Origin of the sequence: Parapedobacter defluvii, from assembly GCF_014642075.1 — a bacterium.
GTDB lineage: Bacteria > Bacteroidota > Bacteroidia > Sphingobacteriales > Sphingobacteriaceae > Parapedobacter > Parapedobacter defluvii.
On record NZ_BMIK01000002.1, the window covers coordinates 550,599 to 568,542 of the forward strand.

Genomic DNA, 17,944 nt, shown 5'->3' on the forward strand with positions numbered 1-17,944 from the left:
GGACGGTATTTTTCGTTTTATTTACAAATACTTTTCCGTTTCACCCGCCCGAATAACAAAAGGAGACCAAAAACGAGACTGCCCATACACCCCGCATATGCGAGATAATCGCCTGTACGCACGTAAAACGTGATTTCTTCATTGAGATTAATATCCTGCTTGATCGCCGCAGGTACCCACCATTGGGTCTTTTGCACGACATCGCCCCGCTGGTTGATGAACCCGGAGATTCCTGTGTTGGCCGAGCGCGCCACCCACCGCCGTGTTTCGATCGCACGCAGCTTCGCATAGGCTAGATGCTGGTCTTTACCCGCCGTATTTCCCCACCAGCCGTCGTTCGTGATCACTGCAACGAATTGCGCACCCTCGCGGATGTATTCAGCGACATAGTTTCCCCAGATGGATTCATAGCAGATCACCGGTGCGGCACCGATACCGCTTTGGGAATAGAAGACCGACGGCTTATCCTGCCGCCCGTATCCGCCCGTTGTGCCGCCGAATGCGCTGAACAAGGGTTTCATGAATGCCAATGCCCCGCCGAACGGAAACTGTTCGACCCCGGCAACTAGTTTTGATTTGTGGTAAAATTGGAGTTTTGCCGAGTTTTCGATCAATATGGCGGCATTGAATACGTCGAGGTAATCCTTGCCCCAGGGCCTTGCCGTTGGTGTCTGCTGTTCGTTATAGAGCCGGTAGCTCTCGATTCCAGACAGAATATTGCCGTTTTTATATGGCGAGAGGAACTGTTGCAGTTGCTGGAACGCAGGGTGCCCTAAGAACTCGCCTTCGTCATACCCCGGTGGGGGGTGGGCGATCGCGGTTTCGGGCCACACGAAAAACTCCGTATTCGGTTGCGCCACTGATTTAGACAGTTGGATCAGATTTTCCAATTGTTCCTCCGGTGCGATAAAGCTGAACTTTCCATAGGGATCCACATTGGGCTGCACAATCACCACGTTGGACGGATTCTCGTGTTCCTCATACGTCGCGTATCGCCAGATCGACCAAAGGGAGGGCAAGGCAACCAGTGCCGCGGTACTTCCCCAGAGGGCATACCGGCGCGAGCGCGCAAAACCGTCCTTAGCAGCCAATATCGCCAGGAACACACCGCAGTTGACGGCCCATAGCCATACCGTACCGCCGTATACGCCCGTATATTCATACCATTGCACGAGCTGATGCGTACTGGCAAACCCATTCCCCAGGGTCATCCATGGGAAAGCGAGATCCCACGTTTGATGGAGGTACTCATAGGCGATCCAGAAACACACCAACCCCACGAGTGAAATCCCGATTGAATGGCGTTTTCGTAGCTGGTAGTATAAGCGGAAAGCCAGTGCCATCAGGAATGCCGCCAAGCCGAACGGGATGAGCGCAACAAATGCCGCCGCGTAGACCGGCATGACTGCATTCATTGCGTTGAACACCCAATAAATGGAGGCGGTGTTCCACACCACACCCGTCAATCCGCCCAACAAGAATACCTTGGTGCCTTTCTTTTGATAGTTGCCACGCATCACGCTTTCCAGGGCCAATAAGAGCGGCACAAACGCAACCCACAACAGGGGAGCGGTATACGGGATCGGTGGCCAGGCCAACCACAGGAGGGCGGCGCTTAGCAGTGCCTGTAAATAAAGGTGTTTCACGGTCAAAGTTGGGATAAGAGTTCGCTCTTCTTGTTCTCGTATTCTTCCTGCGTGATCAGCTGTCGCTCAAACAGCGATTTCAGTTTTTTTAATTTCAGTGTCAGCGCATCGTCGGACTCAGCCAACGGCACAATCTTCAAGTGGGGCTCCTCCATGTCCTGAATGCCAGAGGTATGCTGCCTTTCACGGGCCTCGTTGCCCCACTGATAGAGTTTGCGGGCTTGGTTCTTGGGAATGTGTCCCATTTCCAGCGCATCTCCTCCGGTTGGCGTCAGGAAAAATTTCGAACCGAGTATGCCCTCTTTAAAGGAAATATCCAGCACATCATCCCACGGGAAGATATCAAAATCCGTGGCAAGCCCGAGTTTCGTGGATCTGCAAAAGAAAATACGTTTGTCGGTCAATGCAATGCTGTCTGGAAACAAGGTTACCGCGGGCATTTTCTGTACGGCAACGTAAAGCACCTGCTCTCCGGTAGCCAGCATGTCCTGTAGTTTCACCAACAGCTTCTCCACTACTTTGGGGTCCTGTCCGTCGTTGATATATTGATCGATGTTCATGCGGGTTTTTATGCGAAGATAGGAAGTTTATCCCAAACCCTGCACACAAACCACGAATTCGCCTTTGATGGGATGCTCCTCAAAATGGGCGATCACTTCCGCAAGTGTTCCCCGTATCGTCTCTTCATAGACTTTGCTGATTTCGCGCGATACGGAAGCCAACCGCTCACCGCCGAACGTGTCGGCAAACTCATGCAGGGTTTTAAGCAGCCGATGGGGAGACTCATAAAACACCAAGGTACGGCTTTCATCGGCTAACGCTTTCAATCGGGTCTGCCGCCCTTTCTTTACCGGCAGGAATCCCTCGAAGCAAAAACGGTCGCACGGCAATCCCGAAGTGACCAATGCCGGCACGAAGGCAGTGGCTCCCGGCAGACATTGTATGGCGATTCCGTGGCTGATGGCCTCACGTACCAACAGAAACCCCGGGTCGGATATGGCCGGTGTGCCTGCGTCGGAAATCAGGGCAACGGTCTGGCCGGCTTTCAGAAAACGGATCACCTCGTTCACAGCTTTATGTTCGTTGTGCTGATGGTGGGCATAGGCCTTTTTTTCGATGCCGAAATGCTTAAGCAGCGGGGCACTCGTACGGGTATCTTCCGCAAGAATGACATCCGCTTCTTTCAGGATGCGTATGGCCCGTAGCGTCATGTCTTCCAGATTGCCGATCGGGGTGGGGATGAGGTAAAGCATTTCTATTAGATATTAGACATTAGATATTAGACATTAGACATGTGATGCTTCACAAATGGGGGATGTCTCATATCTCACATCTCATATCTCACATCTGATATCTCATATCTCACATCTCCTTCCTATCTTTGCGAGCACAAAATAAGCGAAATCGTCCTGATTTTCAAAAATGCATGACGGTTTGGTAGCTGATAAAGAAGAATTAAACAGACAAAATAGCATGTTGCAGGTTAATTATATCCGTGAAAACCGTGACCAAGTGATTGAACGCTTGATGGTCCGGAATTTTAAAGCGCTGGAATTGGTAGACGAGGTAATCGCACTCGATGAGCGTCGCAGGCAGTTGCAGACCGAGTCAGATTCCCTAGCGGCGGAGGCAAATGCGGCGGCACGGCAGATCGGTGAACTGATGCGTCAGGGGCGGCGTGACGAAGCGGAAGCGATCAAAGCCCGTTCCGGCGGATATAAGGAGCAACAGAAAAAACTAGCGGATGAACAGGCGGCTGTAGAAGCAGACCTGTATGAAAAGTTGGTGCTTCTACCCAATCTGCCTCATCACTCCGTACCGAAAGGTGTCGGCGCGGAAGATAACGAAGTGGTGTTGGAGTATGGCCATCGTCCCGAGCTCCCGGAGGATGCGTTACCTCACTGGGAACTGGCAGCCAAGTATGATATCATCGACTTTGAACTCGGTACCAAGGTGTCTGGGGCTGGTTTTCCGGTTTATAAAGGCAAAGGAGCCCGTCTGCAGCGCGCCATGATTAACTTTTTTCTCGATCGGGCAGCAGAGGCGGGCTATCAGGAGGTACAGCCTCCTATCCTGATCAACGAGGCATCTGGGTTTGGTACAGGGCAATTGCCCGACAAGGAGGGGCAAATGTATTACGTCGGCATTGACAATCTATACCTGATTCCGACAGCCGAAGTGCCGGTAACCAATCTTTACCGCGATACCATCGTCAGGGAATCGGATTTTCCCATCAAAATGACGGCCTACACACCCTGTTTTCGCCGAGAGGCAGGATCTTACGGTGCCCATGTGCGTGGATTGAACCGCCTGCACCAATTCGATAAAGTTGAGGTTGTGCAGATCGTACACCCCGACAGCTCCTATAAAGTACTGGAAGAGATGAGCACCTATGTGCAGTCTCTGCTGCAAGCATTGAACCTCCCGTACCGCGTACTGCGTCTTTGTGGAGGCGACATGGGATTCACATCAGCGCTAACGTATGATATGGAGGTTTGGAGCGCTGCTCAGAAACGCTGGTTGGAAGTATCTTCCGTATCCAATTTCGAAACCTACCAAAGCAATCGGCTGAAAGTGCGCTTTAAAGGGGAGAACGGTAAAACACAGTTAGCGCACACACTCAATGGCAGCGCACTGGCCTTACCCCGTATTTTGGCCTCTCTGTTGGAAGATAATCAGACGGCGGAGGGGATAAGAATACCGGAAGTACTGGTGCCCTATGCAGGGTTTGAATGGATAGACTGAAGTTGGGCATCGCTACGCTACCCACGGAGGGACACTTCTCTGTAAAGGTGCTTGAACATAACGCCCGGATCTTCGCCGATGGCCAACGCAATGAGGTAAAGTTCATCCGCCCGCAACTGTGACTTCGGATTGATACTCAGTTGGCTAAGCCGATATGTACTCAACCCTGTCTTTCTCGCCACTTCAGCCCTGTTTACGGATCTTTTGGCCAGGTAGAGGCCAAGCTCCGTCAGTGTCCCCTTATTCAAGTCGTTCTATCTTTTAGTCTTCGAGTCCGGGTAAAAATATCGCCTTATGCATTTTATGTAAAAAATATTTTGATATATGTGTATATTCTCTATTTTTGTAGAGTCTAAACACTATAACTAAACGGGTAGCCAACTTGTATATAAGTTTTCTGTAATTTTCGACATACTTGCGGTTTTGGGAATTGTTCCGCTTGTACTATGTGTTTGTGAATCCAAAACAATTCTATCGCTAAAAGGGGCTCCCCGCCCCTTTTTTTGTGCCTTCCTTGCCGCTAGGTTTCGATGTTTTCTTCGCCTCCTCCGCAATATTTTCGTAAACTCTTTGAGATACATTGACTATCTACAAATATTAAACAATGTTTAAACATATGGTTAACATAGGGTTAACATAGGGTTTATATAGGTAACATCTATAATAATACTCTATAAAATTATTGTATTTATATTTTTATTACTATATTTGTAGATAATCGTTATTGAATTGGTTACCTGGAAAAGTACAACATATGGCTATCGCAGAGCAAGGAATAAATGGCCCATTCCGTGGCAAGGTAGGATCAGTAATCGGATATCAATTGAATGGTCAGAATGTGATGCGTTCGATCAGTAAGCCGCGTAAACGGCCATTTACGGAACGGGAACTGCTGAATCAGGCGAAAATGAAAGTGACTTCTCAATTTTTAGAACGTATAAGATTTTACGTTAAATTTGGCTTTCGGGGTGAAGCACCCGAAGGCAGCAGGGTAGGAGCATTTCAACTGGCGCAGTCGCAGGTAAGGAAGCATGCGTTGGAGATTGATTCGGAAGGTAAGCCGTTTGTTAATCCTGCAAAAGTGCTGATTTCCAAGGGGAATTTAGAACCACCGTTAAACTGCTCGGTAACGGCGGAAGGAGACCGGTTGTTCTTTCGTTGGGATTATTTGGAGTCTGGTGGATACCATCGGCTTCTGACGTTGGCATATGACGGCGATTCGTTCCATTTCTTTCGGGATGTGGGGGCCGAACGGCGCAGCGGCCAAGACACCTGGGACCTCCATGATTTGGATTTGCTGGAGCAGCCTCTTCACGTATATGCAGCATTCCGGAATACGATGACCGATGAGATCTCCGACAGCGTGTACTGCGGGGCTATCGAGCCATCGGCTCCATCCGTGCCAGGTACTGATCGTTCCCGTCCTCAAACACCACCTGCACCACCCAGCCCTCCGTCCGGGCAATACGCGTTAACATTTCCTGATCAATGAACAGCCAGTTGAACGGTTCCCCGGTTTCGCCTTTGTATTCGTATTGGTAGCGGATTTCTCCCTGATAACCGTGTGGTTTTTCAACCGATCCGTCGGCATAAAGGTAACTGATATCGGATGAATCGAACAACAGCTGTCCTCCCTGGCGCAGCAGCGAGCGGCAGTGCCGCAACAACGTGCTGAGACCGGCAATGGTACCTGCCAGGCCGATGCCGTTCATCAGAAACAGCAGCGTGTCGTATTGCCCAGTATCGCAATTAAAAAAATCCTGTTGCAGCACCTTCTGCACCCCGCGCTTATGCATAACGGCACAGGCTCCGGGCGAAAACTCCAAAGCAGTTACATCAACCCCCTGTTCCTGCAAATACAATGCATGGCTGCCGACGCCGGCACCGACATCCAGTATGCGGCCGTCGCATAGTGCCAGCGCAATATGTTCAAGTTCCGGAAATTCGTCAGGCTCCCGGAAGAATACTTCGACGGGCATTTCTTCCAGATCGCCATAGCTAGTGTGCAACATCAGTTTTTCCCGGGTGTTGCCGAGAAAATAATCGTGAAGGGCATTGCCCAAAACATCAGGTACCATAGGGGATATGCAGGATTTGCTTGGCAAGTGCAATCGTCTCCTCGTCGCCCGTATGTTTGCCCGGTTCATCCGAAAGCTTGATGACCGGTGTCCATTCTGCTTCTTCGGGGTAGGCTTCCGTCATTTTGATCACAATGTTCATGGGTGTAAGTCCTACATCGTTGGTGAAATTGGTGCCGATACCGAAAGACATTCCGATACGGCCCCGGCAATATTCGACGATCCGGGCTACCTTATCGTAGTTCAGTCCATCGGAAAAAATGATTGTTTTGGACAGCGGGTCAATGCCCTTGTCCCGGTAATGCCGGATGGTCTTGTCAGCGAACAACAACGGATCGCCGCTGTCGTGCCTGACACCATCGAATAGTTTCGTGAGTTTTTTGTCAAATTGGGTAAAGAAGACGTCCGTGGTGTACGTATCGGAAAGGGCAATCCCGAGGTCGCCCCGGTATACGTCCGACCAGTGTTCCAGCCCAAGCAGGTTGGCCATCTTGAATCCGTATTTTGCCGCATGGAACATAAACCACTCGTGCGCATGGGTTCCAATGGGTTTGGTTTGGTAAAGCATGGCCATGTGTACGTTGCTCGTGCCGATAAACGATTGTTCGCCGTATTGTCTGAGCGCCTGCATCACGAGCCGATGTACCGCATAGGAATGGCGCCGCCGGGTGCCGAATTCTGCAATCGTGATACCCAATTCACCATATCGCATGATTTTCCCACGTACCGTCTCGATCACCCGTTCATCCGGTTCCCGCGTTTGACCCGTCATCTGGTAATAGAGCTCACAGATGAGCGACATAATGGGTACCTCCCACAGAATCGCACGGTACCAGTATCCCTCGATGGATACGGAGAGTTCATGCCCCTGCTGCCGGATGTGGACTTCTTCCGGATCATACCGGTAACCCTGCAGAAAATCAAAATAGGTGGGATCGATATAAGGGCAGGTGACCGCAAAAAAAGTCTTTTCCTGACGTGTCAATTGTAGTTTCGCCAATTCATTGATCGCTTTCCGCAATTCTTCGGCAAACCCGTCCGGAAATTTATGCTGACCGCGATTGATAAACTGATATTTTGCCTTTGCTTTTGGAAACAGCTTGATCACCGCATTCTGCATGGTGAATTTGTAGAAGTCGTTGTCGAGCAGGGAATTGATCATGTTGGGTTGTTTATTTATCAGCTATCAGCTATCGGCTATCAGCTGTTTCCTCACTTTACCACGGCTAACCAGGCTTCAGCCATCAGCTGGGCTCCGGCCAACGACGGGTGCACGCCATCGCCGGTCCAATAGGAGGGAGCAGCTACGTTGGATGCCTCATCAAAAACCCGTTGATAGGGGATAAACACGGCACCGTATTCGGTGGCTATTTCCCGCGCTGCGGTACGATATTCATTGAAATCCGGATACCAGGCGTCCGTTACCGCTTTTACGTTGTTTACGGCAAACGGCTCTCCGATGACGAGTTTGACACCCGGAAGGGCCGCCAGTGTCCGATCGATCAATTTCCGGTAATCATCGCGGTAAACCTGTATGGTTCCGTCATAATTTCCGCTGAACTTATGCCAGTAATCGTTTACACCGATGAGTATGCTCAATACATTTGGTTTAAGGGCGATGCAGTCTTCTTCCCAGCGCTCGGCAAGTTGGTATACCTTGTTACCGCTGATCCCTCTGTTATAGATGGTCAATTGCTTGGACGCATGAGTATTCAGTAGGTTGGCCGTGGTCAGAAAAGCATAACCGTTGCCGAGGGCACCGATGTTATTGGGGGCACTGTTGCCTTTATCTCGTCCCGCATCCGTAATGGAGTCACCCTGGAATAGAATGGTGTCATTTTGCTGTATGCGGATCTTGGGGGCGGAGTTTAAAGGTTTTACAGCCGCTTTTACAATTTCGGGGAGGTTGACGGCCAATGTGGCTCCCATCAACGAGGCTCCTATGAATGTTCTTCTGCTTTTATCCATGGTTAACAAATGGTTTTTAATGGTTTCAAACTTAGATATATTTCGTTTTATATGCAATATAATTATCAGGTGCAATGAAGAAGCCGTCCCACTTTTTCTGAGACGGCTTCACGTTTTAATATAAAGGGAATGGTATTACCGACTGCGTGACGATGAACTTCCCCGTTCAGATGAACGGTTTCGCGCAGCGCTGCTGCTCCGTTCTGAGTTGCGGCTTGCGGATACGCTTGGCCGTGAAGACGTGCGGGAAGATACCGAGCTGCGGCTTTGGGTACCGTTTTGTGTGCCGGAAGACCTGACATTGTTACGTGACGACACGGTTTGCATCTGTGCCGCCGGCTGCCTGCTCTCCCGGGTTGTAGAACGTACGGATGGGCGCGAACTGGGAGCCGAGCTGCTTTGCCTGCTGTTGGTCGTTTGCGAACGGTTGCTAACCTGCGGGCTGCTGGCGCTGTTACGTTCGGTACGGGTTGCCCGTGTGGTGCCGGATTCCGAGCGTGTACGTGCCGGCGTCGACTGCCGGGTTGGCGCAGTAGCTTCCGTCCGTTTTTCCGTTGTGCGGGCAGCCCGGGTCGTATTGTTATTTTCGCGGGTCGTTACCTGCGAACTGCGGGTTGCCGTATTATTGTTCCGGGTTGCGGAACTACGTGTTGCAGCGGAGCTCCGCGGAGCGGTAGCTTCGGTACGGCCGCCTGTACGTGAACTGCTCGTACGGGTGCTGGCCGACCGTACGGTTGCCGCATCGGCTACGCGTGAAGGCCGTGCAGCTGAACGGGTATTCCGATCGACTTCGGGGCGGTAAATGCTTACCGAGCGGCTGTTAACCGTGGCCCTTCCGGGGCGCGAGGAACTGTTGATGTCTCGTACGGTTACCCTGCTGCGGGTTACCCGCTCGATCTCGTTGCGTCGGGGGCCGCTTACATACGTACGGTTGTTATACACGTACGTGTTATTAATGATGGTCGTGCGGTTATAGATATTAACCCGGTTCCGGTAAGGTACATAGTAGCTATAGATTCTCGGGCTACATATGTAGCGTTGCGGCACAAATACCCAATGGCTATGCGGAATGCCGATATTGATATTGATGCTCATGCGGGGACCTAACGGTGCCCAGCCATAATAGCCACCTCCACTTCTCCAACTCACCCAAGCAGGCCCCCATTCGTATCCCGGTACCCAGGCCCATCCGTAATAATCGGTGTAAGTCCATCTTCCATAATGGAAAGGTGCCCAACCCCAGTCATAGTTGGATACCCAGGTGTTGCCGTAACTAGTCATTACCCAGTGACCGTTGGTTGCATAAGGTTGGAAATCCGGTCCGGCATTGGGAAGCCATATATATCCATAGTCGGGATCATTTACCCAATCCCCGTAAGGTGCAAGCTCGTCATAGAATAATTGGAAGGAAACGCTCATACCGGGCTGAGCCTTCACAGGAGTGGTTGCTGCAAGAACCACGAAGGCCAATGCAGTAAATAATGATCGTCCGGTGTTTTTTAACGTTTTCATGACATGCTGATTTAAATGTACAACACTTTTGTTCGTTTCTGATGGTATGACTGTAAGGGAAGGGCAATGGTTTAATGGGAGCCCGGGTGTCTTCCTGATTGTTACATTTTAATTTTTATAGAACATTTTTCCAAAATAGCTGTTAATCTGTGAATTGGCGGCGCTGTTGTTTGCCACGGATACACTGATGGGCACGGATGATTGGTGTTAATCCGTGCATCCGTGGCGTAAGTGGCGTAAGTGTTTGCTGCCGATGTACGGATATTAAAATTAAACTTCTATTTTTGTAGCCTTTAACTGCTAAAATCCCCGATGATAAAGAAGATACAGCGCATACTGATCGAATTAGCGAATATCCATCGGTTTGTCATGCGTTTCTATCGGGAGGTATTCATGCCTCCCTACGAATTCAAGGAAATTATCCGGCAATGTTACGAGGTGGGATGGAAGTCATTGCCGCTGATTTCGCTTACCGGTTTTATTACCGGTGTGGTATTCACCAATCAATCGCGCCCGTCGCTGGCCGAATTTGGTGCCACCTCCTGGTTGCCCGCGCTGATATCTATTGCGATTATCCGTGCCCTGGCGCCGCTTGTTACGGCGCTGATTGCATCGGGTAAGGTCGGATCGCAGATTGGGGCGGAGCTGGGCTCGATGCGGGTAACGGAGCAGATCGATGCGATGGAAGTATCGGGTACCAATCCATTCAAGTTTTTGGTGGTTAGCAGGGTACTGGCGACAACCATTACGATACCCATCCTTTCGTTCTACACGGCCGGTGTCGGACTGATCGGTGCTTTTTTGAGTGTCAATCAGAGTGAAAACACGAGCTTCACCGTTTACTTTGATCAGGTGTTTGAGGCAGTGACCTACCTGGATATCTTTTCGCTGGTGCTGAAAGCCGTGGTTTTTGGGTTTACCATTGGCATTGTGGGGTGTTACCAGGGATATCATTCATCCAAAGGAACCGAAGGCGTGGGCAGGGCTGCCAATTGGGCGGTCGTCATGTCCATGTTTCTGATATTTATCGAGGAAATATTGATTGTACAGATTATTCAGGCTATGCGCGCTTAAGTCATGTTAAAATCAGGAGGACATATCGATCGGGACACCGAGGTCATCACCGTACAGAATGTGAGTAAGTCGTTCGGCGATTTGCATGTGCTGCGCGGCGTGGACCTGCACCTGTTTAAAGGTGAAAATTTGGTGGTTCTGGGCCGATCTGGCACGGGTAAGTCCGTGTTGATCAAGCTGATATCAGGATTACTTAAACCTGATTTGGGTACCATTGAAGTGCTGGGGGAACATGTGGATGAGCTCAGTGAAAAGGAATTACAGCAGCTCCGGCTGAAAATCGGTTTTTCATTCCAGAACAGTGCGCTGTATGATAGCATGACCGTCCGTGAGAACCTGGAGTTTCCGCTGGTGCGCAATAAACGGCATCTGTCGCGTGGGGAGATTAACCATGAGGTGGAAGATGTACTGGATGCCGTGGGACTGCTGCATACGATCAATCAAATGCCTTCGGAGTTATCGGGTGGGCAGCGTAAACGGATCGGGATTGCACGAACGCTGATACTCCGTCCGGAAATCATGCTGTACGACGAACCGACGGCTGGCCTGGATCCGATCACCTGCATTGAGATCAACGGGCTTATCAACGAAGTGCAGGAAAAATACAAGACCTCTTCCATCATCATCACGCACGATTTGGCGTGCGCCAAAAGCGTGGGCGACCGGATCGTCATGCTGCTCGATGGCAAGTTTGAGCGGGAAGGTGAGTTTGACCAGATTTTTGATACGGACGATGAACGGGTCAAACCGTTTTATGACTATAATTTTATCACATAATTTATGAGTGCTACAGAAAATAAACGTTCAATTATTGTGGGGTTGTTTGTGCTGGTGGGGCTGGTTATTCTGGTAGCGGGTATTTTGGTGCTTGGCGGCCAACAGAACCGTTTTTCCAAGAATGTTCATGTATCTACCGTCTTTAATGACGTGAGCGGCCTCAAAGCGGGCAATAACGTTTGGTTTTCGGGAGTGAAAATCGGGACGATCAAAAGCATTACCTTTCGAAATCTCCAGCAGGTAGAGATTGTGATGGCCATTGAAGAGAAATCACATGAATACATCCGAAAAGATGCGGTAGCCAAAATCGGCTCGGAAAGTTTTATCGGAAACAAGCTGATCGTTATTGAGGGCGGCAGCAGTGAAGCGCCCCCTATTGAAAACGGAGATGTGCTACAGAGTGCAGAGGAACGCGGATTGGAGGCGATGTTGTCAACCTTGCAGGTGAATAACCAGAACCTGGCGGTTATCACCAAAAATTTCAGTGAGGTGAGTGAACGGATTGCACGGGGCGAAGGTGCGGTGGGTGCGGTACTTAAAGACTCATTGATGGCGATCCACATCAGGCAGATGATCGCCAATCTCGATCAAACTGCATCGAATACCGCACGGGCCTCGCAGGCACTAAACCAGCTGACGGATAAATTGAATGCAAAGGGTACATTGATAAATGACCTACTTACAGATACGGTAGTTTACGGTAATTTGCAGTCGGCCGTAGCCCAATTGCAGGGCATTACACAAACCGCTTCTGCATTGGTGACCAATCTGAATCAGACAGCAGGTAAGCTGGATGATAAGGATAACGCGGTGGGTGTATTGCTGAATGACCCCGAGGCTGCCGAAAACATTAAACAAACCCTGCAGAATCTGGAACTGAGCACCGAGAAACTGGACCAAAACATGGAGGCTCTGCAGCATAATTTCTTATTCCGCGGATTTTTCCGGAAACAGCGGAAGCAGGCGGAAAAGGAAGCGAAAGAGAGTGGGCAGTAAAGATTAATGGGATAGCAATTCAGGGATTTCCTCGGCCTCGACCTCGCCACTACCTGAAATTTTTGAGAATTTCACGGGGATGATTTCATTGACCAGCAGTGGGTCGTACGGGGTACGGACTTTTACGTAGTTGCGGCTGAAACCGTGCATGTATCCATCCTTGACATCCCCTTCAAATAGCACAGCACTTTCTCTGCCCAACTGGGATTCGTAAAAAGCCCGGCGTTTTTTGTCGGAAAGGATGTGCAGCATTTTACTGCGCTCACCGCGTTGCGCGCCCGGTACCGCACCTTCCATCTGCGCAGCAATGGTGTTTTCACGTTCGGAATAGGTGAAAACGTGCAGGTAGGAAATATCAAGGCCGTTCAGGAATTGATACGTTTCCAGAAAGTCTTCCCGTGTTTCGCCGGGAAATCCGACGATCACATCTACGCCGATGCAGCAATCGGGCATCAACTCCTTAATCCGGGCCACCCTGCCGGCATATAGTTCCCGTTTGTAGCGCCTGCGCATCATCCCGAGCACCTTGTTGGATCCGGATTGCAGGGGGATGTGGAAATGGGGGACGAATCGGTCGGACCGGGCCACGAATTCGATGATCTCGTCGCTGAGCAGATTTGGTTCGATGGAGGAGATGCGGAAACGGTCGATTCCTTCCACACGGTCCAGTGCCTTCACCAGATCGAAGAAGCGATCTTCGCGATTGCCGTTCCGGATACCGAAGTCGCCGATGTTTACGCCGGTAAGCACAATTTCCCGCACGCCGGATGCCGCGATGTCTTCCGCCTGTTTCACCAAGTCGGCGATGGTGCCGCTGCGGCTTGCGCCCCTTGCCAGCGGGATCGTGCAAAACGTGCAGGAATAATCACACCCATCCTGGACTTTCAGGAAGGTGCGGGTACGGTCACCGATTGAAAAAGCGGGAACGAACTGGTTGGTTTCCGCAATCGGAGCATTATAAACAATCGCTTTCGGTTGTTTGGTTAAGTCATTGATATGCTCAATGATATTGAATTTTTCAGCAGCGCCGAGTACCATATCTACACCGGGTATTTCCGTGATTTCGCGGGGTTTTAATTGGGCATAACAGCCCACCACAACGATGTAGGCACCGGGCGAATGATTCAGGGCTTCCTTCACGACCTTGCGACATTTGCGGTCAGCATTTTCCGTAACCGAACAGGTGTTAATGACATATACGTCGGCGCGGCTGTTGAAAGGGGTAGTCTCGTATCCAGCCTGCTGGAAAATACGGCCAATGGATGATGTTTCTGAAAAATTCAGCTTACATCCCAACGTATAAAAAGCGACTTTCCTGCTCATTTTCAAAGCGCAAAGTTACCATTTTTTTTTCGGGCTGCAACGATTATCTTTGGGTGAATGGAACATCCCGAAGTAATCATTGTCGGCGCCGGTCTTGCAGGACTGGTTGCGGCCACCGAGTTGGCGCAAGCAGGTCGCAGGGTGGTCATCATGGACCAGGAGCCGGAACAATCCATCGGGGGACAAGCCTATTGGTCGTTCGGTGGGTTGTTCCTCGTTAATTCGCCGGAACAGCGGCGGATGGGCATCAAAGACAGCTATGAACTCGCCTGGCAGGACTGGATGGGAACGGCCGGATTTGACCGCATATCGGATTACTGGCCCAGGAAATGGGCGGAGGCCTACGTACGGTTTGCTGCATTTGAAAAGCGGGATTATGTGCGGTCGTTCGGTATCCGGTTTTTCCCGGTTGTAGGATGGGCAGAGCGGGGTGGCTACGGCGCCGTCGGACACGGCAATTCGGTGCCCCGCTTCCACATCACGTGGGGCACGGGACCGGGTGTGGTCATGCCCTTTGTCGAAGCGGTGCGACGCGCCCAAAAAGAGGGGAAGATAACCCTGAAATTCCGGCATCGGGTGACCCGTTTGCTGACCTCTAACGGCACCGTGGTGGGTGTGGCGGGTGATCTGCTCGAAGATAGCCACGTGGCGCGGGGGAAGAGGAGCAACGACACGGTAACGTCCTCCTTTGAGCTGAAAGCGCCCGTAGTGCTGGTAACCTCCGGGGGCATCGGTGCCAACGAAGCGCTGGTGCGGCAGAATTGGTCCGCCCGGTTGGGAAGTGCTCCCAAAAACATCGTTTGCGGCGTACCCGATCATGTGGATGGCCGGATGCTGGGGGTCGTGCAGGAAATCGGCGGGAAGGTCATCCACCCCGACCGCATGTGGCACTATACCGAAGGGGTGAAAAACTGGAATCCCATCTGGACCAACCACGGCATCCGGATTCTTCCCGGTCCTTCGTCGCTTTGGTTTGACGCGACTGGTAAACGCCTGCCTGTACCCCTGTATCCCGGCTTTGACACGTTGGGTACACTGAAATACGTGATGGACACGGGACATGACTACAGTTGGTTTATCCTGACCCAAAAGATACTGAAAAAAGAGTTTGCCTTATCCGGCTCTGAGCAGAACCCCGACCTGACCGATAAAAAATGGGGACAGGTGCTGAAACGGGCGTTCGGAACGCAGGCGACACCGCCCGTAGAGCGTTTCAAGGCCGATGGGGAAGATTTTATCGTACGGAACAATCTGCGGGAACTGGTAGCGGCGATGAATGAACTTGCAGGCAATACGCTGCTGGACCCCAACCTGATCCAAATGGAGATTGAAGCACGCGACCGGGAGATCGACAACCGGTTTTCGAAGGATTCGCAGATCAATGCGATCCGTTCGGCCCGGAATTACTTGGGTGATAAACTCATCCGTACGGCCAAACCGCATAAAATCCTGGACCCGGATAAGGGTCCCCTGATCGCGGTGCGGCTCCATATACTCACCCGGAAAACCTTGGGCGGACTGGAAACTAACCTCGAAGGTCAGGTGATCGGTGCGTCGGGAGAACCGATACCGGGTTTGTATGCAGCGGGAGAGGTGGCGGGATTCGGCGGCGGCGGCATGCACGGCTACCGGGCATTGGAGGGTACGTTTCTCGGAGGGTGTATTTTCTCGGGCCGGGTTTGTGGGAGGGCGATCGCAAACGTATTGTGATAACGGTATCTATGTTACACCGGCTATTTAAGAAACGCGGTTTCTGGGTATATCCGGATTTCGACTCGTATGCACAATGGCGATTATTGTAATTATCTTTTCTTCTTTGTCGATATAAAAATGTATTGCATAAGGAAATACCGGAACCAATGCTGTTCTGATATTTTTGTATTTCAAGGCGTAATGTAATGGATGATTAGCTATGCGACGTATCGTTGCCTTGACAGCAACCGCAAAACGCTTGTCCAAACCAGGTAACTGCTCCCTATACCACTCTTTTGCGTCACGGACATCGTCTGCAACGTTTTCGAAATAGGTTAACCTCCAAGCCATGGGCAGACCTTATCGATCAAGCTCGGTTAATAATCCTTCAATCGGATGTACTTTCGTATTGTCTTTCGCAATAGCATCCAAACGTTTATCCAACATAGATTTCTGCCAGTCAGGCAACTCTGCATCGATATTTTCAATATCGGGATATTGCTTTTTGATGCGTTCCCACTCTTTGATAGGGAGCTGTACCGCGGTAATTTTCCCTTTTTCGTTTGAGAGATATTGGATACTCATATAGCAAATGTAGTTAAAAACAGTTAAAAAACAATGATGGATTGTTGGATGACGGAAAGTAAGTGTGGGAAATACAGGGCTCGAACCTGTGACCCCTACCTTGTCGAGGTAGTGCTCTGAACCAACTGAGCTAATTTCCCTTGGTGAGTGCAAAAATAGGCTTTTTTTAAATGGATGCAAATGAATTTTGATTTTGCTGAAACCAGGACGAAGTAATTGTCGCGTTTTGCCTATAAGTTGTCGCAAACAGCCACACCAAACCGTAAAAAAATATTACTATTATTGGCCCGATTTATGCTCACATCGGAATCTTATGCGTAATACCAAACAGGCTGCCATCGGGTTTATCTTCGTCACCTTGTTAATCGATGTGATGGGGTGGGGGTTGATCATTCCGGTAATGGCCGATCTGATTGCCGAGCTCAAAGGCATACCGGTGAATGTTGCCAGTACCTATGGGGCATTTCTGCTGTCTTCATTTGCGATCACCCAGTTTCTGTTTTCACCCGTGGTCGGTAACCTGAGTGACCGGTTCGGGCGCCGGCCCGTGCTGTTGATTTCGCTGCTGGGCTTTGCGGTTGACTACCTGATTCTGGCCTGGGCCCCCACTTACGGGTGGTTATTCGTGGGCCGTATCATTGCGGGTATCACCGGGGCCAGCTTTACGACAGCCTCCTCGTATATTGCCGATATCAGTACGGATGAGACAACCCGGGCGAAGAATTTCGGATTGATCGGTGCCGCTTTCGGACTGGGGTTTGTGCTGGGACCTGCACTGGGAGGGCTGTTGGCCACGTGGGGACTGCGGGCGCCTTTTTATGCCGCTGCTGTACTTTGCCTGCTGAATTGTTTGTTCGGGCTTCTGCTGTTGCCCGAATCGCTTCCCAAGAGTAGCCGGAGGGCCTTTGACTGGAAGCGGGCGAACCCCCTGGGATCGCTCCGGTTCCTGATGCAGCATAAGGAAATCGGCGGACTGGCGATCAGCTTTTTCCTGATCTACCTGGGCGCTCAGTCGGTACAGGGCAGCTGGAATTTCTTTACCATTTATCGCTTCGACTGGAGCGAGGGGATGGTGGGCGCTTCCCTGGCGGTTGTCGGTGTGCTGACGGGTTTGGTTCAGGGTGGGCTGACACGGATACTGAATCCAAAAATCGGAAACGAAAAAAGTATCTACCTGGGGCTTTCACTGTACGCCTTGGGACTGGTTCTGTTTGCCTTTGCCACCGAGGGATGGATGATGTTCGTCTTTCTGGTGCCCTATTGCCTGGGCGGGATCAGTGGACCTTCCCTGCAATCACTGATCGCGGGCCACGTGCAGAGCAGCCAGCAGGGAGAATTGCAGGGGGCGCTGACCAGCCTGATGAGCCTGACCACGATTTTGGGGCCGCTGATCATGAACAATGCATTTTCGTATTTTACCACCCCCCAGGCGCCGTTTCACTTTCCGGGAATCCATTTTCTGATGGGGGCCATCTGTATGTTGGGAGGCCTGTGGATCGTCCGCCGGATATTGACGCGGGAAAAAATAACAGCCGTTTCGGCGTGATT

At 50.9% G+C, this 17,944-nt stretch carries 18 protein-coding genes and 1 tRNA gene; 7 read left to right on the forward strand and 12 right to left on the reverse strand.

Annotated elements, in window-relative coordinates; all coding sequences use genetic code 11:
- Window positions 1-17: 17 nt before the first annotated feature.
- The 3 genes from lnt to rsmI are packed head-to-tail and all read right to left on the reverse strand — an operon-like array spanning window position 18 to window position 2,899.
- Window positions 18-1,646, reverse strand: a complete 1,629-nt coding sequence (gene lnt, locus IEX60_RS06170; protein WP_188748528.1) for an apolipoprotein N-acyltransferase — start codon at window positions 1,644-1,646, stop codon at window positions 18-20.
- A gap of 2 nt (window positions 1,647-1,648) precedes the next feature.
- Window positions 1,649-2,206, reverse strand: a complete 558-nt coding sequence (locus IEX60_RS06175) for a PH domain-containing protein (RefSeq protein WP_188748530.1) — start codon at window positions 2,204-2,206, stop codon at window positions 1,649-1,651.
- Between the two features lie 27 nt (window positions 2,207-2,233).
- A complete protein-coding gene (gene rsmI / locus IEX60_RS06180) occupies window positions 2,234-2,899 on the reverse strand; it encodes a 16S rRNA (cytidine(1402)-2'-O)-methyltransferase (protein ID WP_188748532.1) in 666 nt (221 codons plus the stop codon).
- Between the two features lie 220 nt (window positions 2,900-3,119).
- Between rsmI and serS the strand changes: the two genes are divergently transcribed.
- Complete coding sequence (serS, locus tag IEX60_RS06185) at window positions 3,120-4,391, forward strand: serine--tRNA ligase (RefSeq protein WP_188748535.1); 1,272 nt, start codon at window positions 3,120-3,122, stop codon at window positions 4,389-4,391.
- Between the two features lie 17 nt (window positions 4,392-4,408).
- Here serS and IEX60_RS06190 read toward each other — a convergent pair whose 3' ends face one another.
- On the reverse strand, window positions 4,409-4,639 hold the full coding sequence (locus IEX60_RS06190) for a helix-turn-helix domain-containing protein (protein ID WP_229717448.1): 231 nt from the start codon (window positions 4,637-4,639) through the stop codon (window positions 4,409-4,411).
- A gap of 506 nt (window positions 4,640-5,145) precedes the next feature.
- Between IEX60_RS06190 and IEX60_RS06195 the strand changes: the two genes are divergently transcribed.
- A complete protein-coding gene (locus IEX60_RS06195) occupies window positions 5,146-5,883 on the forward strand; it encodes a DUF6266 family protein (RefSeq protein WP_188748537.1) in 738 nt (245 codons plus the stop codon).
- Here the strand turns inward: IEX60_RS06195 and IEX60_RS06200 are convergent.
- From IEX60_RS06200 to IEX60_RS06215, 4 genes are all read right to left on the reverse strand, one after another.
- Window positions 5,768-6,469 (reverse strand): class I SAM-dependent methyltransferase, encoded by a 702-nt coding sequence (locus IEX60_RS06200; protein WP_188748539.1) that lies wholly within the window; start codon window positions 6,467-6,469, stop codon window positions 5,768-5,770. The genes IEX60_RS06195 and IEX60_RS06200 overlap by 116 nt on opposite strands.
- Window positions 6,459-7,631: a nicotinate phosphoribosyltransferase gene (gene pncB / locus IEX60_RS06205; protein WP_188748540.1), complete on the reverse strand. Its 1,173-nt coding sequence runs from the start codon at window positions 7,629-7,631 to the stop codon at window positions 6,459-6,461. The genes IEX60_RS06200 and pncB overlap by 11 nt, the downstream gene beginning before the upstream one ends.
- Before the next feature lie 50 nt (window positions 7,632-7,681).
- The gene (locus tag IEX60_RS06210; protein WP_188748543.1) at window positions 7,682-8,437 is read right to left on the reverse strand and encodes an SGNH/GDSL hydrolase family protein; all 756 of its coding nucleotides are present in this window, start codon (window positions 8,435-8,437) and stop codon (window positions 7,682-7,684) included.
- A 135-nt stretch (window positions 8,438-8,572) separates the two neighbouring features.
- Window positions 8,573-9,949: a DUF6600 domain-containing protein gene (locus IEX60_RS06215; RefSeq protein ID WP_188748544.1), complete on the reverse strand. Its 1,377-nt coding sequence runs from the start codon at window positions 9,947-9,949 to the stop codon at window positions 8,573-8,575.
- Window positions 9,950-10,261: 312 nt separating this feature from the next.
- Between IEX60_RS06215 and IEX60_RS06220 the strand changes: the two genes are divergently transcribed.
- The 3 genes from IEX60_RS06220 to IEX60_RS06230 are packed head-to-tail and all read left to right on the forward strand — an operon-like array spanning window position 10,262 to window position 12,796.
- The gene (locus IEX60_RS06220) at window positions 10,262-11,023 is read left to right on the forward strand and encodes an MlaE family ABC transporter permease (protein WP_188748546.1); all 762 of its coding nucleotides are present in this window, start codon (window positions 10,262-10,264) and stop codon (window positions 11,021-11,023) included.
- 3 nt (window positions 11,024-11,026) lie between these two features.
- Window positions 11,027-11,800 carry an ABC transporter ATP-binding protein gene (locus IEX60_RS06225; RefSeq protein ID WP_188748549.1) on the forward strand — a complete coding sequence of 258 codons (774 nt, stop codon included), beginning with the start codon at window positions 11,027-11,029 and terminating at the stop codon, window positions 11,798-11,800.
- A 3-nt stretch (window positions 11,801-11,803) separates the two neighbouring features.
- Window positions 11,804-12,796 (forward strand): MlaD family protein, encoded by a 993-nt coding sequence (locus IEX60_RS06230; RefSeq protein ID WP_188748551.1) that lies wholly within the window; start codon window positions 11,804-11,806, stop codon window positions 12,794-12,796.
- Window positions 12,797-12,799: 3 nt separating this feature from the next.
- On the opposite strand, the gene mtaB is transcribed toward IEX60_RS06230, so the two are convergent.
- Window positions 12,800-14,119, reverse strand: a complete 1,320-nt coding sequence (gene mtaB / locus IEX60_RS06235; protein WP_188748553.1) for a tRNA (N(6)-L-threonylcarbamoyladenosine(37)-C(2))-methylthiotransferase MtaB — start codon at window positions 14,117-14,119, stop codon at window positions 12,800-12,802.
- 57 nt (window positions 14,120-14,176) lie between these two features.
- Between mtaB and IEX60_RS06240 the strand changes: the two genes are divergently transcribed.
- The gene (locus tag IEX60_RS06240) at window positions 14,177-15,829 is read left to right on the forward strand and encodes an FAD-binding dehydrogenase (RefSeq protein WP_188748555.1); all 1,653 of its coding nucleotides are present in this window, start codon (window positions 14,177-14,179) and stop codon (window positions 15,827-15,829) included.
- Window positions 15,830-15,856: 27 nt separating this feature from the next.
- Here the strand turns inward: IEX60_RS06240 and IEX60_RS06245 are convergent, their stop codons facing one another.
- The 3 genes from IEX60_RS06245 to IEX60_RS06255 form a co-directional block, all read right to left on the reverse strand.
- A complete protein-coding gene (locus tag IEX60_RS06245) occupies window positions 15,857-16,162 on the reverse strand; it encodes a type II toxin-antitoxin system RelE/ParE family toxin (protein ID WP_188748557.1) in 306 nt (101 codons plus the stop codon).
- A 9-nt stretch (window positions 16,163-16,171) separates the two neighbouring features.
- Complete coding sequence (locus IEX60_RS06250) at window positions 16,172-16,396, reverse strand: addiction module component CHP02574 family protein (RefSeq protein ID WP_188748559.1); 225 nt, start codon at window positions 16,394-16,396, stop codon at window positions 16,172-16,174.
- Between the two features lie 65 nt (window positions 16,397-16,461).
- Window positions 16,462-16,536: transfer RNA gene (locus IEX60_RS06255), tRNA-Val, on the reverse strand.
- Between the two features lie 173 nt (window positions 16,537-16,709).
- On the opposite strand from IEX60_RS06255, the gene IEX60_RS06260 reads away from it, so the two are divergent.
- The gene (locus IEX60_RS06260) at window positions 16,710-17,942 is read left to right on the forward strand and encodes a TCR/Tet family MFS transporter (protein ID WP_188748561.1); all 1,233 of its coding nucleotides are present in this window, start codon (window positions 16,710-16,712) and stop codon (window positions 17,940-17,942) included.
- Window positions 17,943-17,944 lie beyond the last annotated feature (2 nt).

Excerpts from the sequence above, each read along its gene's own strand:
- IEX60_RS06175 (WP_188748530.1), bottom strand. The coding sequence starts at position 2,206 with ATGAACATCGATCAATATATCAACGACGGACAGGACCCCAAAGTAGTG.
- rsmI (WP_188748532.1), bottom strand. The coding sequence starts at position 2,899 with ATGCTTTACCTCATCCCCACCCCGATCGGCAATCTGGAAGACATGACG.
- serS (WP_188748535.1), top strand. The coding sequence starts at position 3,120 with ATGTTGCAGGTTAATTATATCCGTGAAAACCGTGACCAAGTGATTGAA.
- IEX60_RS06195 (WP_188748537.1), top strand. The coding sequence starts at position 5,146 with ATGGCTATCGCAGAGCAAGGAATAAATGGCCCATTCCGTGGCAAGGTA.
- IEX60_RS06200 (WP_188748539.1), bottom strand. The coding sequence starts at position 6,469 with ATGGTACCTGATGTTTTGGGCAATGCCCTTCACGATTATTTTCTCGGC.
- pncB (WP_188748540.1), bottom strand. The coding sequence starts at position 7,631 with ATGATCAATTCCCTGCTCGACAACGACTTCTACAAATTCACCATGCAG.
- IEX60_RS06210 (WP_188748543.1), bottom strand. The coding sequence starts at position 8,437 with ATGGATAAAAGCAGAAGAACATTCATAGGAGCCTCGTTGATGGGAGCC.
- IEX60_RS06215 (WP_188748544.1), bottom strand. The coding sequence starts at position 9,949 with ATGAAAACGTTAAAAAACACCGGACGATCATTATTTACTGCATTGGCC.
- IEX60_RS06220 (WP_188748546.1), top strand. The coding sequence starts at position 10,262 with ATGATAAAGAAGATACAGCGCATACTGATCGAATTAGCGAATATCCAT.
- IEX60_RS06225 (WP_188748549.1), top strand. The coding sequence starts at position 11,027 with ATGTTAAAATCAGGAGGACATATCGATCGGGACACCGAGGTCATCACC.
- IEX60_RS06230 (WP_188748551.1), top strand. The coding sequence starts at position 11,804 with ATGAGTGCTACAGAAAATAAACGTTCAATTATTGTGGGGTTGTTTGTG.
- mtaB (WP_188748553.1), bottom strand. The coding sequence starts at position 14,119 with ATGAGCAGGAAAGTCGCTTTTTATACGTTGGGATGTAAGCTGAATTTT.
- IEX60_RS06240 (WP_188748555.1), top strand. The coding sequence starts at position 14,177 with ATGGAACATCCCGAAGTAATCATTGTCGGCGCCGGTCTTGCAGGACTG.
- IEX60_RS06245 (WP_188748557.1), bottom strand. The coding sequence starts at position 16,162 with ATGGCTTGGAGGTTAACCTATTTCGAAAACGTTGCAGACGATGTCCGT.
- IEX60_RS06250 (WP_188748559.1), bottom strand. The coding sequence starts at position 16,396 with ATGAGTATCCAATATCTCTCAAACGAAAAAGGGAAAATTACCGCGGTA.
- IEX60_RS06260 (WP_188748561.1), top strand. The coding sequence starts at position 16,710 with ATGCGTAATACCAAACAGGCTGCCATCGGGTTTATCTTCGTCACCTTG.